We start from the raw sequence: 18,229 nt of genomic DNA on the forward strand, positions 1-18,229 counted from the left end.
CACGAACAAGCGGCCCGGGCGGGGCGCGTCGGGCCGGGCTGCCCCGGTTCCGGGGGCCATCGCCCCGGATCGCCACACCCCCTGGGCCAACTGTGCATGCGGATGAGCACCGATATCCGCGGGTCGCGACCGCGTCGTCCGCATTCGTCCGGGAGGCTTGCACGAGTTCCGGTACCGGGCGTACCGGTCCTGGAACGCACGAGACGGGACATCCGCGATGTCCTGTCGCGAGTTCCGACGCCGGCACTCGCCGGCCGGAATCGGGGAGAGATATGACGACGGACTCGGGAACAGCGGATTCGGGAGTGGCGGACGCGAGGCAGGCGGACACGCGGCACTCGGACGCCCGGCACGTGGACGCGCGGCACTCGGAGACCCGAGCCGTGGACACCCGGAGCATGACCACGGACGGCGGCATGACCCGCGCGGCCCGGGCCGCGGCCCGGAGCACCGCCCGCGCCGCTGCCGCCGTTGCGGACGCGGCCGCGGCCGGCACCCGCGGCACGGGGGCCAGCGACGCCACCGACGGCGGCCTGGCCGCGAGTGATCCGAACGCCGGCGCGCCCACGGGCCCGGGGGTACCCACCGACGCGGACGCAGCAGCCGAGGCGGTCAGCGCCGCCGAGGCGGAGGCCAGGGCAACCGCCGCCGCGGACGCCGAGCAGCGCGCCGCCACCCTGCGCGAGCGGAACGCGGCGCTGAGCGACCGCTGCCACCGGCTCGTCCGGTTCCTGCACGAGGTGGCCGTCTCCCAGTCCGAACAGGTCGTCGACGTCGACGACAACCCGCTGGTGATCTGGCTCGCCGACCTCCCCGCCGGCCTGTCCCTGTTCGAGCACGCGGGCGCCGGTGAGGTGCTCCTCGAGGCACCCGCCGCGGCGCTGCTGCCGCCGGCCCCACCGCTGCCCGAGATCCTGCGCGGACGGGTGCGGCTGCCGGTGCGTGGCGGCGGCCTCGCCGCGGGCCTGCCCAACCCGGGAATCGTCCTGCACGGCCCGGTGCCACCCGCCGACATCGACCTGACCGCCACGCCGGTACTCGTCTACGACCCCCCGCCCCGCCCGACTCCGGCACCCGCCAAGCCCGCACCCCCGCCTCTCGCCCTACCACCGCAGCCGCAGCAGCCACCGGCACCGGCACCGGACGGATCAGCCGGCGCCGGCAGCGACGGCGCGCAGGCGCCGGCCACCGAGCCGGCCGACGGCGGTGCGGGTAACAGCGAACCGCGCGGTGCCGCCGAGACGAGCGGTGCCGCCGAGACGAGCGGGAAGGCCCCCGGCGACGGGCCGCCCACGAACAGCCCGACCCGCAACGGAGCCGGCACCAGCAACGGCGTCGTCGTGCCAGGCACGACAGACGGTGGCAGCCCCAACGGGATCAGATCGAACGGCGCCAGCCCCAAGGGGGCCGGCTTCAACGGCATCAAGTTCACCGGAATCAGCCCGAACGGCATCAGCTCCAACGGGTCTGGTCACAACGGGTCTGCTCACAACGGCGTCGGCCCGAACGGGGTCGGCCCGAACAGCGTCAGCCCCGACGGGACCGGGCACACCGCCGCCCCGGGCGAGCCCGGCCACGGCGAGCCGCGGACCGGGGCGGGCCCCGGCGAGGCCGGCAGCAACGAAACCGACGGTAAGGGAACCGACGGCCACGGCGCAGCCGGCCACGGGTCGGACGACAACGAGACCCGCGGCCACGAAGACGGCGACCAGCCGACCGCCAGCCAGCCGACCGGCGGCGAGGCCGGCAGCTCCGGGGCTGCCAGCGTCGAGGACGGCATCGAGGACGGCATCGAGGACGAGGCCGAGCAGGTACCCGCCGACGTCCAGGCCGCCTTCACGGAGTGGGCGCGGGCCTGGCACGTGTGGAGTGCCCGGGCCCGGGCCGACGCCGACCGGCGTCACCTGCACACCACGCTGTACGGGGTGGCGCAGCGACTGGCCCAGGAGGGCGACACCCTGGAGCTGGTGCTCGCCACCGGCCTGCTCACCTGGTGGCTGCCGCGCCCGGTCCGCCGGCACCTGCTGGTCACCCGGCTGGTGGTCGAGGTCGACCCGATGACGTCCGCCGTCCGGCTGCGGGTGCCGGGAGGCACGTCCACCCGGCTCGAGGACAGCGCGTTCCTCGACGGCGTCCCCGCGTTCCGGCCCGAGCGGACCAACGCGCTGCACGAGCGCCTGCGCTCCCGGGACGCCGCCCCGCTGGGCGCCGACGACGAGCGCCTGCTGCGGGACTGGCTCACCCTCGCCGTCGACGGGACGACCGCCGGGTACCGTCCGGGCTGGCCGCCGCCTGGCCCGGCCGGGCCGAGCGCCGCCGTAACGCTCGCGCCGGCGCTCGTCCTACGCTCGCGCGGGCACGCCGCGCTGCTCAACTACTACGAGCAGATGCTGGACGCGCTGCGCGGCGACGGTCGTCCGCCGCTGGGCCTGGCCCAGCTCGTCGAGACCCTGGACACCTCCGAACGGCTGGCGTGGCTCGCCTCCCGCGACGGCCCCGACCCCGGCCCGGGCGCCGGACCGGGCCCGCGCGCGATCACCGCCGCCCCGGGTGAGCGTGGCGCCGGGCGGCACCGCGAACCGGCGGAGTCCGGACGTCCCGCGGAGGCCGAGGAGTGGCTCTCGCCGCTGCCGATCAGCCCTGAGCAGGCGCGGGTCATGCGGCGGCTGCGCATGGACAACGGCGTCGTCGTGGAGGGCCCGCCGGGCACCGGCAAGACGCACACCATCGCGAACCTGATCAGCGCGCTGCTGGCCGAGGGCCGCCGGGTCCTGGTGACCAGTCAGAAGGGCCAGGCCCTGCGGGTGCTGCAGGAGAAGCTCCCGCCCGAGCTGCGCCGGCTGTGCGTCTCGCTCACCGACAGCGCCGAGAGCGGCGCGGGCGAGCTCGCCACCAGCGTGAGCGCGCTGGCCGCGCAGAAGGCCGTCTACGACGCCGGGTCGCAGGACGAGCGGATCCGGACGGCGCGCTCACGCCGGGATTCCGCTGTCGCGGAACGCGACCGGATCTCGACCGCGGTCGCGGCCCGGCGAGCGGCGGAGTGGCGCCGCCACGGCACCTACGAGGTCGGGCCGGGCTGGTCGGGCACCCGGGCGGAGATCGCCGCCCGGCTGCGGGACGAGGCCGCCGAGCACGGCTGGATCCCGGTGCCCGTGCCGGGGCCGGAGGGCGGCGGCTGGCCGCGTCCACCGATCACCGACGCGGAGGCCGCCGAGCTCTGGCAGCTGCTGACCGCGCCGGACGCCACCCCACCCGGCCGCGCCGCCGCCGACGCGGCGTCCTCCCGGCAGGGCGGGTTCGCCGGGTTCGGCGACACGTCCGCCGCGCCGCCCACCTCGCCGCTCGTGCTCGGCCCGGCGGCGCGCCTGGCCCCACCGGGCCAGCGCACCCCGCTCGGCCAGACCGTGCAACCCGGCCGGACCGAACAGTCCAACCGGGTCACACAGTCCGGTGAGACCGCACGGCCCAGTCGGGCCGGACAGCCCGGTGAGACCGCACGGCCGGGCCAGGCGGTCGACGGCGCCTCGGAGACTGCGGGCGGGCCCGGCGCGCCCCACGGGTCGGCTACCGCGGGTGGCGAATCCACGCCGGCCGAGGAGCCGACGCCGGCGGACGGCTCACGGCCAGCGAACGGCTCAGGACGGGCAGACCGCTCGGGGCAGGCGGAGGGCTTCGGACCGGCCGGCGGATCGACCGGGCTGCTCGGATCCGGCGGCGGGCCTTCGGACCCGCCGACCGTGCCCTCCCCGATCACCTCCGCGCTGGCGCTGTCCGCCCTGCGCGAGCAGCGGGCGTTCGGCCTCCCGCCGGAGCTCGGCGAGCTGCCCACCCGCTCCGAACTGTCCGTCCTCGCGCACATCGAGCGGGTCGCGCTGACAGCCGCGAAGGCCGCTGAGGACGCACTGAGCCGGCAGGCCGTGCTCATGGCGCCCGTGATCGCCGACGCGCTCGCCCGGGCCGGCGACGAGGCGGCGGAACGGATGGCGGCCGGCGCCGACGACGTGCGGCGTGCCCTCGATGCCGTCGGCCGGCGGGCCGTCCGCCAGCAGTGGGTCGCCGACGCCCTCGCCGACGCCTTCGCCGGGCGGGCCGCCGTCCTGTGGACGAAGGTCGCTGCCGCGGCACCCGCGATCGCGGAGGCCAGCCAGGCGGTGGTCGAGCTCGGCCTGCACCGGGTCGAGCTCCCCACCGGCGGCGAGGGTCCGGGCCGCGACCTGACCGGGCTGCTGTCGTCCGCGCTGGCGCTGCGCGAGCACATGGAGGCCGGCGGCTCGCTGCGCCGACTGTTCCGGTCAAAGGCGCAGAAGGACGCCGGTCTGCTCCTTGACGGCACCACCGTCGACGGCGTCACGCCCCGCTCCCCCGAGCTGCTCGATCTGGCCCTGTGCCGGCTGCGGGCCGAGGTGGCCCTCGAGGCCGCCACCCGGGCGTGGTCGCTGCTGGGCGTCGCCCCCGATCCCGCCGTCGAGCTGGAGGTGCGTCTGGCCCGGCTCACCGAGGCCCAGGACGCCGCACGGGCCATCGACGTCGCCGTCGCCGCACGCGACCGGCTCGCGGCGCTGCTCGACGCGCTCGGCGTGGAGACGATCACGCTCGACTCGCCCACGTCCTGCGCGGACGTCGGCGCCGCCGTGAACGCCCATCGGCTGCGGCAGTCCGCCACGGTCGCCGGCACCCAGCTGCGGGACCTCACCGCCGACCTCGTCGCGGCGGCCGGCCAGCCCGACGCCGTCCCGGAGCTGGCACTGCTCGCGATCGCGGTCGAGGCGCGCGACCCCGCCGAGTACGTGGCGGCCCTGGAGGCGACGGCGGGCGCGCTCAACGGCCGCGCGCGGGCCCGCCGTCGCGCCGAGCTGCTCGGACGTGTCCGGGAGGCACATCCCCTGCTCGCCGACCTGCTCGCGCTGGGCAACCTCACCGCGGGAAACCCGAACCCGGAATGGGGCGGTCACGGCTCCGCGGCGGGCGGCGCAGGCGGCTGGAACAGCCCGAACGGATTCGCCGCGGGCGCCTTCTCGGCAGGCGGTTTCGCGGCTAGCGGATTCAGCGGGGGCGGATTCGGTACGGCCGGATCCGGTACGGGCGGATTCGGTGCGGGCGGATTCGGCATGACCGGGGTCGGCCTCAACGGCGTCGGGCCGGAGCGGATGGAGTCGTTCGGCCGGGCCTGGTCGCACGCCGTCGCCGCGACCTGGCTGGCCCGCGTCCGCGCCGTCGACCAGACCGACCTCGACGCCGACCTGGACGCCGCCGACGAGCTGGTCGCCTCCGCCACCGCCGAGCTGGCCGGCGCCCTGGCCTGGAAGCACTGCCTGGAGCGGATGGGCACCGAGCAGTCCGCCGCCCTGCGCGCCTACGCCGACGCCATGGCCGCCGGCGGCCGGTTCACCGGACGCCACGCCGAGCGCTACCGGCAGGCGGCCCGGGAGGCCATGCGCATCGCGCAGACCGCCGTCCCGGCCTGGGTGATGCCGATCAGCGAGGTCCTGTCGACCATCCCCGCGGTACGCGACAGCTTCGACGTCGTCATCGTGGACGAGGGCAGTCAGGCCGGCCTGGACAGCCTCTTCCTGCTGTGGCTGGCCCCCCGGGTGATCGTCGTCGGGGACGACCGGCAGTGCACCCCGCCGGACGCGTCCGTCGAGGAGCTCGAACCCGTCTTCACCAGGCTCGACACCCTCCTGCCGGACATCCCGAGCTGGCTTCGGGTGGGCTTCACGCCGCGGTCCAGCCTGTTCTCGCTGCTGCGGACCCGGTTCGGGGACGTCGTCCGGCTGCGCGAGCACTTCCGGTGCATGCCGGAGATCATCGAGTGGTCGTCGGCGATGTTCTACCGGGACGCCCCGCTCGTCCCGCTGCGGCAGTTCGGCGCGGACCGCCTCGCCCCGCTGCGCGCGCAGTTCGTGCCGCACGCCTACACCACCTCGACCCCCGCCGGCCCGCGCAACCCGATCGAGGCCGAGGCGCTGGTCACCCAGGTGCTCAACTGCGCCGAGGACCCGCGCTACCGGGGGCTGAGCTTCGGCATCGTCGTGCTGCAGGGCACCGCGCAGGCGGAGCTGATCCGCTCGGAGCTGTCCGCCCGGATGTCCGCGGCCGAGCAGCTGCGGCGCCACCTGCGGGTGGGCTCGCCTCCGGACTTCCAGGGTGACGAGCGGGACGTGGTCTTCCTGTCGCTCGTGATCGCGCCAGGCACGTCCACCACCTCGCTGACCAGGCTGGAGTACCAGCGCAGGTTCAACGTCGCCGCGTCCCGGGCCCGGGACCAGGTCTGGCTGTTCCACTCGGTCTCCACCGCCGACCTGGACCCGGGCGACCTGCGGCACAGCTACCTCAGCTACGTCCTCGCGCACTCGGTGTCGGCGCCGATGGCGATCATGGCGACCCCGCTCTCGCCGTCCGAGGTGAGCCCGGTGCTGCCGCACCCCAGGTTCGACTCGCTCTTCGAGCAGCGGGTGTTCCTGGCGCTGAGCTCACGCGGATACCACGTCACCCCGCAGGTCGAGATCAACGGCCGGCGGTTCGACCTCGTGGTCTCCGGCGGCCGCGCCCGGCTCGCCGTCGAATGCGACGGCGACGCGACCCGCTCCACCGAGGACGTCGAGCGGGACCTGACCCGCGAACGCGAGCTGCGCCGGGTCGGCTGGCGCATCTGGCGGGTCCGCCGCTCGGAGTTCGAGATCGACCCGGAGGCGGCGCTCGCCCCGCTGTGGCCCCGGCTCGCCGCGGCCGGCATCGCCCCCACCATCCCGGTGGCGCTCGCGCCGCCGGTCTCCGATCAGCCGGATCCGGCGATGCTGGTGACCCAGCTCCTCGCCGCCCCCGCCTACGCGAGCCCCGTACCGCCGGCGCCGGCGGCGCCCGCGGCCGCGCCGGCGTCCGTACCGCCGTCGGCGTCCGTGCCGCCGCCGGCGCCGGCCAGCCCGGCCACGTTCGGTCCGGGCTCGGGGCCAACCCCCCAGAGCGACCCCTCAGCGACAGGTTTCCACGGCTACGCACGCTCGACCGCCACACCGGCGGAGCCGTCGGGTCGGGACGCGGGCAGCTCGGGCACCGCCCAGCCGGGCGGGGGCATCGGCGCGGGCACCGGCACCGCTGGCCTGGGCGAGGCAGGCATCGGCGCCACCGGCCCTGGATCAGGGGGCACCGGCAACGCGGACCGCGGCAACACGGACGTCGGCGACGCGGGCCTCAGCGTCCTCGGGCTGGGTGTCGTGGGCCGGGGCACCCACGGCTCCGGACTCGCGGGCCCGGGCATCACGGGCCACGGGGCCACCGACCCGGACCTCGCTCCCGGGGCCGCGGGAGCCTCCTGGGACCCTCGGACCGACTCGGCCCTGCCCAGCACCGCGCCCCCGGCCCCGGCCGGCTCGACCAGCCCGTCCGGCCCAATCGCGGCACCCGGCCCGTCCGGCTCACCCGGCGCGAACGGGGCACCCCTGCTGAGCGGCACACCCGGCTCGGGCCAGGCCGCCGCTGCGGCGGCCTCGGAACCACAGACCCCCGGATCACGACCGGCCGGAGGCCCGACTCCGAGCACCCAGACCTCGGCCACCCCACCGGCGAACGCGGCCACGCCGAACTCGGCGACCGCGGGATGGCCCACCTCCGGCGGGTCACCGACCGGCTGGGCATCGGTCGGGACCGCCCCGAACGGGTTCCCGGGCGTCCCGCACATCTACCCGGGTCCGGACTCCTGGCCGGGCGTATCGCTCTCGCCCAACGCACCGTCACTGCCTGGCGATGCCGCCTCCCCCGGCGGGAGGACTCCCTCGAGCTCACCCCAGGCCGGCGGACCGGCGCGCCCCAGCGCACCGGAGCCCCTCGACGATCTGACGCGCATCGACTGGGCGGCAACCCCCGGTGGATCAGCACCGCCCAACGCGATGCCATCCCCCACCGGCAGCATGCCGCCCGGTGGGACCACGGCACCCGGCGGGACCCCGACACCCGGCGACACCACATCGTCCAGCCGCAGCATGCCGCCCAGCGGGACCACGGCGGCTGGCGGGACCGGCGCGGCGGCCGGAGCATTCGGGCCAGTCGCACCGGACGGGGCGGCCGGCCTCCCGAACGTCCCGCAGAACGGCATGATGGCGGGCTCGTTTCCCCCGGTCGGCGGCGTGCCCTCCGTCCACTCCGACCCCGACGAACGTCGCCAGCGCTGGCGCCCCATCCCCCTCTCCGACCAAGAAGGCCTAGACGACGCCTAACCAACCCCGATAAATGCGTGGCGGGTGAATGAGTCCATACGCTCACTCACCCGCCACGCTTGTATTGAGAGGCCTCTCCGGTCAGGCGGCCGGGCCCCGGGTAATGGAGGCGGCCCCGTCGTCGGTGGGGGTTTCCAGAGGCTGGGGCGGCGGGGCGTCGCGCATGCGGTCCCGCTCCTGGTCGCGGTCCCGCTCAGGGGCACGGTCCCGGTCAGAAACGTGGTTCTGCTCCGGGAGGCGGGCCTCGTCACCGCCATGGTCACCACCACCGCCATGGTCACCACCGCCATAATGACCACGGTCGACGTCGAGGTCACCGTCACCGCCGCGGCCGGCATCATGGTCATGGTCGCGGTCGGTGTCATGGTCGCGGTCGGTGTCGCCGTCCGTGCCGCCGACGATGCGGGCGAAACCGGCTCGGGGCAGTCGGGCCTTCACCGGTGTGGGCTCGCTGAAGTCCGCGCGCCGGATGCGGCAGTACCCGGATTCCGGGCCGCCCGCCAGCCGGCCGACCCCGAAGTCCGCCGCCGAGGACAGGTAAGCGACCGCGGCCGCCCGGTCCAGCCCGACCTTCGTCTGGAGGAACATCACCGCCGCGCGGGCCGCCCGGCGCAGGGCCTCCCGCGGATCGGGGTCGAATCCCGACGTTATCCACAGCTCGTCGGTCTCGATGAACGGCTCCCGCAGTGAGCCGAGAGCGGCCCGGGCCGCCGCGTCCCGCAGGGTCACCAGGCGGAGGGTGGCTCGCAGCGGACCTTCCAGCGCGGTCGCGCCGATCATGCCGTCGCCGATGGCGTAGTGGGGGTCACCCACGGCGAAGAGCGCGCCCGGTGCCTGGATCGGCAGGTAGAGATGTGAGCCCGGGCCGAGATCACGGCAGTCCAGCGCGCCGCCGTGCCGGCCCACCGAGTCGGAGGCGACCGGGCCGTCGGGGACGTCCGCGGCAACGGTCATGATGCCCAGCGACGGGTTGAGCGGAAAGCGGATCCGGGTGTCGCGGCCGCTCGGCATGGATCCGAAGAGCCGGCCGCGGCGGCGTTCGACCGCGCAGAAGGACGTGTCCGTCCGATATGCCTGCCAGCGCCGGGCGTCGGCGTCGAGGTCGGGTGCCGGGGTCTCGGGAAACTCGCCGGCGAGCAGGCCGGCGCCGTGCCGGGTGGAGATCACGCCGTAGCGGGCGCGCGGGTGCAGTGAGATGACGTCGATCCGCAGCACGTCGCCGGGTTCGGCGCCCCGGACGTACACCGGGCCCGTCACGATGTGCGCGCCGTCGCGGCCGAAGCGGTGCGGTATCCCGGACGCGGCGATCGCCCGCGCGTCCTCGAGCACCTCGGACGGCGCCACGCCGAAACCGCGGAAGAACGTGTCCGGGTCCCGCCCCTGGTCCTCGAGGATCCCTTCCTGGCTGACGGTGTCGATGGTGACGGTCGTGCCGGGGTCGATGCTGAGGACCGGCCGCGTCCGCGCGGTCGGGAGGGCACCCCAGCTGATTGTCTCGGGGGTGGAGGGCAGATAGTGCCGGCCCTCGATCTTTCCTCGTCCGGGTTGCAGGGCCACTCGCGTTCTACCCGTGCCGGCGACCGGCGTAGGCCGGAATCGTCCTGGTCGTCGCTCGGCGCTCCGGATCGGAGGGCGCACCGGCGGACGGGACAGCGGACGACCGGACGGCGACGGCGGCCTCGGTAGGGGCCGGTCGCAGACGGTGGCGGTGGGGGCGCTGCACGCGCGTCAGAGTCGCAGCGCGACATGACGCCGAGATGTCCTGGATGTTGCAGTCGCGGTCCAGCCCTCGCTCAGCTCCAGCTCAGCGCCGCGCGTCACCCGGTGAGGAGCCCACGGAAGGGGTACCAGAGGGGCACGCGCCGGTATCCGGCGGCTGCTGTTCGTCACGCGGGCGGGGCCCGACGGCCCCGATCCGGGTCCGGCGGAAGACGTCAGCCAACGTCCAGACACGCACCGGAGACGAGGACCGGCCGACTACCGTGGCTCCACAATGAGCACACGCGGCCAGCCGGACACCGAAAGCACCGACGACACCACCGACCCCGGCAACACCGGCAACACCGGCAACACCGGCAACACCGGCAACGGGCCGACGGTGGCGGAGACCGGTGAGTTCGGGCTGATCCGGGCGATCACCCGACGCCTCCCCGTCGGGGCGGACGTCCTGCTCGGGCCCGGTGACGACGCGGCGGTGGTGGCCGCTCCCGACGGACGGGTGGTCGTCACGACCGACCTGCTCGTCGAGGGTCGGCATTTCCGGCGCGACTGGTCCTCCGCGTACGACACAGGGCGCAAGGCGGCGGCGCAGAACCTCGCCGACGTCGCCGCCATGGGCGCGCGCCCGACCGCCCTGGTGGTGGGTTTCGCCGCGCCCGGCGAGCTGCCCGTCGCCTGGGCCGAGCAGCTCGCCGACGGCCTGCGTGACGAGTGCGCGCTGGTCGGCGCGTCCGTGGCCGGCGGCGACGTCAGCTCGGCCGCCGGGATCGTGCTGGGGATCACCGCGCTCGGCGACCTCGCCGGACGAGCCCCGATCCGCCGGGACGGCGCCCGCCCCGGCGACCGGGTGGTGCTGGCGGGACGGATCGGATGGGCCGAGGCCGGCCTCGCCCTCCTGCGCGCCACCGAGCTCCCCCCCGAGATCCTGCGGGCGCACGCCGAGGTTGTGGACGCGCACCGGCGGCCCCACCCGCCCTACGCGCTCGGCCCGCTGCTCGCGGCGGCGGGGGCGCACGCGATGTGCGACGTGTCGGACGGTCTCCTCGCCGATCTCGGCCATGTCGCGGCGGCCTCCGCCGTGTGGATCGACATCGACCCCACGGCGCTGCCGGTGCCCGGACCGATCCGGGACGCCGCCGCGGTGCTGGGCGCCGATCCGCTGACCTGGGTTCTCACTGGAGGTGACGACCACGCGCTGGTCGCCTGCCTTGCTCCTACCGCCCTGCTCCCGGCCGGCTGCGTCGTCATCGGACGGGTACTGGCCGTCCCCGCCCATGTGGGCCCGGACGGGACCCGGCCTGATGACCGCGGCGCGGGTCACGGGGTGCTCGTCGGCGGGCTCGACTACCGGCGGGGCACCGGATGGGACCACTTCCGCCAGGCCACCTGAGCCCGCGGGCTCGACAACCCCCGGACACGACGGCGCCCCGTCCTCTGGAGAGAGGACGGGGCGCAACGTGTTAGGGCGCCGGCCCGCCAGGTCGCCTCGCGGCGCGATGTCGCACGTAGCGACTCAATTTGGGTCCGGGGGCCATGATACGGACCGGCGCTGTTCATAGTAACGGCCCACACCCCGACCCTGTTCCCGTTCGCTGGATACCCGTCAAACAATCCAGCGCCGCCCACCCGACTCCGTCAGACGGCGGACGGCGGACGGGTTCAGACGGCGGACGGCGTCGTGTGGGTGAGGACGATCGTCCCGATGTCGTCCACGACGCCGGTCCAACCACGGCGGAGCAGGCAGGTCGCCTCGGCGAACTCCACGACGGCCGGGCCGGTCACCGTGTCTCCCCGTCCGAGGGCCGCCCGGGGGATCACGTCGATCTCGTGCCACGCGCCGTCCGTCCAGGCCCGGCGCCGGCCGCGGCGCGCCGTGGGGTCGGGGCGCGGGGCGACCGGTCTCGGTCTGGGCCCGGGCACGGTCACCACCAGGCGGACGGCCACCGTCTCGATCTCGCGGCCCGCCGCGATGTGCCCGTAGCGGCGCAGGTGCTCGGCCTCGAAGGCAGCACGGACGGCGTCGACGAGCCCGCCGGCCCCCGCCGCACCACCGCCGCTTGCCGCACCACCGCCGCCCGCGGCCTCGCTGCCGCCGCCCCCGGGCTCCGCCACGTCGATGGTCAGCTCGTGGGACTGCCCCACGTAGCGGCAGTCCAGCCGGTGTTGGAGCACGACCGCGCCCGCGGAATCGTGGCCCCCGGCCAGGCCGGCGCCTGCCGCGAGGTCGGCGCTCGCGACGAGGTCGGCGAACGCGGCCGCCAGGTCGACCTCGCCCAGACGGCCGATCAGCGGGCGGGCGTGGTCACGCCGGACGTCGCCGATCGCCAGGCCCAGCGCGGAGAGGACGCCGGCCGCGAGCGGGACGAGGACCCTGGTCATCCCGAGCTCCTCGGCGAGCGCGCAGGCATGCGTCCCACCGGCTCCGCCGAAGGCGACCAGCACGAGCTCGCGCGGGTCGAGGCCGCGTTCCACGGAGACGACGCGCAGGGCACGGGTCATCTCGGCGTCCGCGACCGCCACCACCCCGGCGGCGGTCTCGACCGGTGAGAGCCCGAGGGGAGCGCCCAGCGCGCCCAGCGCGGCCTCGGCCGCCGCCCGCGAGAGGGTGACCTCGCCGCCGAGCCCGGCGCCGTCGGCGAGGTATCCGAGGCAGAGGTCGGCGTCGGTCACCGTGGGCCGCGTGCCGCCGCGGCCGTAGCAGGCCGGTCCCGGGTCCGCGCCGGCGGAGCGCGGGCCGACGCGCAGCGCGCCGCCGGCGTCGACCCAGGCGATCGACCCGCCGCCGGCGCTGACCGAGTGGACGTCCACGGTGGGCAGCACGATCGGTACCCCGGCGAGCACCGACTCGGAGGTGGTCAGCGCGCGGCCGTCGAGGACCGGCGCCACGTCGGTGGAGGTGCCGCCCATGTCGAAGGTCAGCAGGTCGCGCACGCCGGACAGGCCGGCCACGTACGCGGCGCCGACCACTCCCCCGGCCGGCCCGGAGAGCACGCAGCGGGCGGCGTGGCCGGCCGCCTCGGCCAGCTCGGTGACCCCGCCCGAGGACTGCATGATCATCGGGACGGTGACGTCCCGGGCGGCGCAGCGCCGCTCGAGCGCCCGCAGATAGGACGACAGCCGCGGGGTCAGGTAGGCGTCGGCGACGGCCGTGGTGAACCGTTCGTACTCGCGGAAGACCGGCAGGACCTCGCTGGAGGCCACCACCGTGACCCCGGGCAGCCGGGCGCGCAGGGCGGCCGCGACGGTGCGTTCGTGGTCGGGGTGGGCGAAGGAGAACAGCAGGCACACGGCGACCGCGTCGAGGCCGGGGACGGCCGCGACCTCCTCGACGACCCGGTCCACCTCGGCGGCCCGCAGCGGCTCGAGCACCCCGTGCGGGCCGCACCGTTCCGCCACGGTGAAGCGCAGCTCGCGCGGGACGAGGGCGGGCGGCCGGTCGAGGGTCAGGTCGTAGAGCGACGGCCGGTTCTGCCGGCCGATCTCGATCACGTCCCGGAACCCGCGGGTGGTCACCAGGGCCGTGCGGGCACCGGCCCGCTCCAGCAGCGCGTTCGTGGCGACGGTGGTGCCGTGGGCGAACGTGCCCACGAGTGGTCCGTCCAGCCCCGCGGCGGTGAGGGCGGCGAGCACTCCGTCGGACGGGTCGACGGGCACCGAGGGAACCTTGGCGAACCGCACCGCGCCGTCCGGGTCGACGGCGACCAGGTCGGTGAAGGTGCCGCCGACGTCCACCCCAAGGCGGATCTTGCCGCTTGGACGGACCCGGCCGGCGGATGACTCCTCGTGATCGACCACTCGGCTTTCCACCCCTCTGACGGCTCCCCTGACGTGCTCACTCCCGCGCCCGCCACCCTCCGGCAGGCAGTCACCCAGAGCGACGGCGCCGGGCCTCCCGATCGGCCGGTGAACGTCGGGCGCGAGCCTGGCACCGGGAGCTCCGGACGGGCGTCACAAGACCTCGCGCTCTGCACCGGACGGCCGACGCGAACCGGGTCCGTGGCCTGACCATTGCTTCTGGTGTCAGGGAAAGCCACCGACGGCCGACGGGCGGCACGGCGAGAACGCCGGCCGACCGATCGACCCGGCCAAATGGTGTCAATTGTGATGTGACGTCCGGCAGGGCACCTCAAGCGGGTCCGTCCACAGCGGGTAACCTGAGCAGACGGTAGCGAAGGGCCTGTGAACAGGCAGAGATGTACACCGTGGATAGAGGCGATTGGCCCCGTGACAGCACCGACGGTACCCGCGTCAGAACCTGACTTCGGCCCCAACGAGTGGTTGGTCTTCGAGATCTACCAGCAGTATCTCGAGGACCCGGAGAGCGTCTCCGCCGAATGGCGTGAGTTCCTCTCCGACTACCGTCCCGCGAACCCGTCCGCCCCGCATGTGGCGGGCACACTGGTCGCCGGCGACGGACAGGCGGCCGCCGCCACCGACCCCGGTTCACCGCGCCCGCCCGTGCCCTCCGCACCCTCCCCGGCACCGGGGGCGCCCGCAGCCGCGGCGGCTCCGGCGCAGGCCCAGGCCACGGCGCCGGCTGCTGCGCCCGTGGCGAAGCCGGCGGTGGCGAGGCCCGCCGCAGCCGGGGCCCAGACCCCGCTGCGCGGCGCGTCCGCCCGGGTGGTCTCGAACATGGAGACCTCGCTGCACATCCCGACGGCGACCTCCGTGCGCGCCGTGCCGGCGAAGCTGCTGGCCGACAACCGGATCGTCATCAACCGGCATCTCGCCCGGTCCAGCGGCGGCAAGATCTCCTTCACCCATGTCATCGGCTACGCCATGGTCAAGGCGCTGGTCGACCACCCGGCGATGAATGCTTCGTACGCCGAGGTCGGCGGCAAGCCCACCCTGGTGCAGCCCGAGCACGTCAACCTTGGTCTCGCCATCGACCTGGTGACGCCCAAGGGCCGCCAGCTCGTCGTCGCCGCCGTGAAGAAGGCCGAGACGCTCGACTTCAGCCAGTTCTGGCTGGCGTACGAGGATCTCGTCCGCCGTGCACGGACGAACAAGCTGACGATGGACGACTTCGCCGGCGTCACGATCAGCCTGACCAACCCCGGCGGCATCGGGACGGTGCACTCCGTCCCGCGGCTCATGGAGGGCCAGGGCACGATCATCGGCGTCGGGGCCATGGAGTACCCGGCCGAGTTCCAGGGCGCGTCGCAGCAGACCCTGTCGAAGCTCGCCATCTCCAAGATCATGACTCTGACCAGCACGTACGACCACCGGATCATCCAGGGCGCGCAGTCCGGAGAGTACCTGCGGCGCATTCACGAGCTGCTGCTCGGCGCCGACGGGTTCTACGACGAGATCTTCCACTCGCTGCGCGTGCCCTACGTCCCGGTGCGCTGGCTGCCCGACATCTCCGCGCACCACGAGGGCGACCTCGACCACGGCGCGCGGGTACTCGAGCTCATCCACGCCTACCGGGTGCGCGGGCACCTGATGGCCGACACGAACCCGCTCGAGTTCGCCATCCGCAGCCACCCCGACCTCGACATCATCGGGCACGGGCTGACCCTGTGGGACCTCGACCGGGAGTTCCCCGTCGGCGGGTTCGCCGGCCAGCGCACGATGTCGCTGCGTGACGTGCTCGGCGTGCTGCGCGACTCGTACTGCCGCCGCGTCGGCATCGAGTACATGCACATCCAGGAGCCCGCGGAGCGCACCTGGATCCAGGCCCGGGTCGAGCGCTCGGCCGAGCGGCCCGACCCGGCCGAGCAGCTCTACGTGCTGGAGCGCCTCGGCGCCGCCGAGGCGTTCGAGTCCTTCCTGCAGACGAAGTACGTCGGCCAGCGCCGGTTCTCCCTCGAGGGCGCCGAGTCGACGATCCCGCTGCTCGACGAGGTCCTCAGCCGGGCGGCGGAGGCCGCCATGGACGAGGTCGTCATCGGCATGGCCCACCGCGGGCGGCTCAACGTGCTGGCGAACATCGTCGGCAAGTCCTACCGGCAGATCTTCGACGAGTTCGAGGGCTACGTCGACCCGCAGACCGCCCACGGCTCGGGAGACGTGAAGTACCACCTGGGTGCCGACGGCGTCTACACCGACCAGGACGGCCGCACCGTCCCCGTGTCGGTGGTGGCGAACCCGTCCCACCTCGAAGCCGTCGACGCGGTGCTCGAGGGCGTGGCCCGCGCCAAGCAGGACGTGCTGGACAAGGGCTTCAGCGGCTACACCGTCCTGCCGGTGCTGATCCACGGTGACGCCGCGTTCGCCGGCCAGGGTGTGGTCGCCGAGACGCTGAACCTCTCCCAGCTGCGCGGCTACCGCACCGGCGGCACCGTGCACGTGGTCATCAACAACCAGGTCGGCTTCACCACGTCGCCGACGTCCAGCCGCTCCTCGGTCTACGCCACCGACGTGGCGCGAATGGTGCAGGCGCCGATCTTCCACGTCAACGGGGACGACCCCGAGGCGTGCGTCCGGGTCGCCACGCTGGCCTTCGCCTACCGGCAGGAGTTCAACAAGGACGTCGTCATCGACCTCGTCTGCTACCGGCGCCGCGGCCACAACGAGATGGACGAGCCGTCCTTCACCCAGCCGCTGATGTACGACACCATCGCCTCCAAGCGCTCGGTGCGCAAGGTCTACACCGAGGCGCTGATCGGCCGTGGGGACATCACCCGCGACGAGGCCGAGCATGCGATGAAGAGCTACCGCGCCGAGTTGGAGAAGGCGTTCGCCGAGACCCGGGAGACCACGACCCGGCCCACGCCGCAGCCACGGATCGTGACCACACCGGCGGAAGCAGCCGCGGCCGCCGCGGTCACCACCGCGGTGTCGCCCGAGGCGGTCAAGAAGGTCGTCGACACCCAGGTCAGCCTGCCGGACGGGTTCGTCATGCACCCGCGCCTGCGCCCGCAGATCGAGCGCCGGGCGCAGATGGTCGAGACCGCCTCCATCGACTGGGCCCTGGCCGAGACCATCGCCTTCGGGACGCTGCTCCTCAACGGCGTCTCGGTGCGGCTCACCGGCCAGGACAGCCGGCGCGGCACGTTCGGCCAGCGGCACTCCGTGCTGGTCGACCGCTACACCGCCGAGGAGCACACCCCGCTGCGCACCCTGCGCGAGGAGGGTGACTCGCAGGTGGGCACCTTCTACACCTACGACTCGCTGCTCTCCGAGTTCGCGGCGATGGGCTTCGAGTACGGCTACTCGGTGGCCCGCTCCGACACCCTGGTGCTGTGGGAGGCGCAGTTCGGCGACTTCGCCAACGGAGCGCAGTCGATCATCGACGAGTTCATCTCGGCCGGTGAGGCCAAGTGGGGCCAGCGCTCGTCGCTGACGCTGCTGCTCCCGCACGGCTACGAGGGTCAGGGCCCCGACCACTCCTCCGCCCGCATCGAGCGCTTCCTCTCACTCTGCGCGGACGGCAACATGACCGTCTCGGCGCCGTCCAGCCCGGCCAGCTACTTCCACCTGCTGCGCCGGCAGGCGTTGTCGCCCGTGCGCCGGCCGCTGATCGTCTTCACACCGAAGTCGATGCTGCGGCTCAAGGCGGCGGCGTCCTCCGTCGAGGAGCTCACCGGCGGTTCCTGGCAGCCGATCATCGACGACGCGGCGGTCAGCGACCCGGCCAGCGTGAAGCGCGTGCTCCTGTCCGCCGGCAAGGTCTACTACGACCTGGCCGCCGCGCGGGTGAAGCGCAACGACGCGCAGCGGTTCGCCCTGCTCCGCGTCGAGCAGCTCTACCCGACCCCCGGGCCGGAGCTCACCGCGCTGCTGCGCCGCTACCCGAACGTGACCGACCTCGTCTGGGTCCAGGAGGAGCCGGCGAACCAGGGCGCCTACCCGCACATGGCGCTGAACCTGCCCGAGTCGCTGCCGGACGGCCTGCGGTTGCGGCGGGTCTCGCGGCGGGCCGCGGCCGCCCCCGCGGGCGGCTCGTCCTCGGTGCACGAGCGCGAGCAGGCCGCGCTGGTCGAAGCGGCCTTCGAGGGCTGATCACCCCGCGGGCACACCCGTGCCCGCTGGCCGCATGCCGGTCAGGAGACATTCGGCGGTGAGCCGGGCCCGCTTGCTCCGGGCCCGGCTCACCGCCGGACCTCGTTGAGGCCGCCGCAGCGTCGGGACGGATACCTTTCCACCATGTACTTCACCGACCGGGGCATCGAGGAGCTGGCTGCCCGCCGCGGCGAGGAATCGGTGTCGTTCGACTCGCTCGCCGACGCTCTGCGCACCTTCGTCGACCTGCACCCGCAGTTCGAGGACGCCGTCGAGCAGCTCGCGACCTGGCTGGCCCGCCCCGACGACGACCCGGACCTCTAGCGCCACCGGCCGAGAGCAGGCCGGCG

At 74.6% G+C, this 18,229-nt stretch carries 6 protein-coding genes; 4 read left to right on the forward strand and 2 right to left on the reverse strand.

What is annotated here, in order from left to right:
• Positions 1 to 272 precede the first annotated feature (272 nt).
• Entirely contained in the window at positions 273 to 8,213 is a 7,941-nt protein-coding gene (locus E0504_RS05310) for an AAA domain-containing protein (RefSeq protein ID WP_131622243.1), read from the forward strand.
• Positions 8,214 to 8,294: 81 nt separating this feature from the next.
• On the opposite strand, the gene E0504_RS05315 is transcribed toward E0504_RS05310, so the two are convergent.
• Positions 8,295 to 9,770, reverse strand: coding sequence for an acetamidase/formamidase family protein (locus E0504_RS05315; RefSeq protein ID WP_131622244.1), 1,476 nt, complete (start codon positions 9,768 to 9,770; stop codon positions 8,295 to 8,297).
• Positions 9,771 to 10,206: 436 nt separating this feature from the next.
• Between E0504_RS05315 and E0504_RS05320 the strand changes: the two genes are divergently transcribed.
• Positions 10,207 to 11,322, forward strand: coding sequence for a thiamine-phosphate kinase (locus E0504_RS05320; RefSeq protein ID WP_131622246.1), 1,116 nt, complete (start codon positions 10,207 to 10,209; stop codon positions 11,320 to 11,322).
• Between the two features lie 269 nt (positions 11,323 to 11,591).
• Here the strand turns inward: E0504_RS05320 and E0504_RS05325 are convergent, their stop codons facing one another.
• Complete coding sequence (locus E0504_RS05325; RefSeq protein WP_112107912.1) at positions 11,592 to 13,727, reverse strand: hydantoinase/oxoprolinase family protein; 2,136 nt, start codon at positions 13,725 to 13,727, stop codon at positions 11,592 to 11,594.
• Positions 13,728 to 14,156: 429 nt separating this feature from the next.
• On the opposite strand from E0504_RS05325, the gene E0504_RS05330 reads away from it, so the two are divergent.
• Complete coding sequence (locus E0504_RS05330; RefSeq protein WP_112107913.1) at positions 14,157 to 17,879, forward strand: multifunctional oxoglutarate decarboxylase/oxoglutarate dehydrogenase thiamine pyrophosphate-binding subunit/dihydrolipoyllysine-residue succinyltransferase subunit; 3,723 nt, start codon at positions 14,157 to 14,159, stop codon at positions 17,877 to 17,879.
• 144 nt (positions 17,880 to 18,023) lie between these two features.
• Positions 18,024 to 18,203, forward strand: a complete 180-nt coding sequence (locus E0504_RS05335) for a DUF6104 family protein (RefSeq protein ID WP_018502297.1) — start codon at positions 18,024 to 18,026, stop codon at positions 18,201 to 18,203.
• Positions 18,204 to 18,229: the final 26 nt, after the last annotated feature.

The sequence above is a fragment of the Parafrankia sp. BMG5.11 genome (assembly GCF_004337455.1).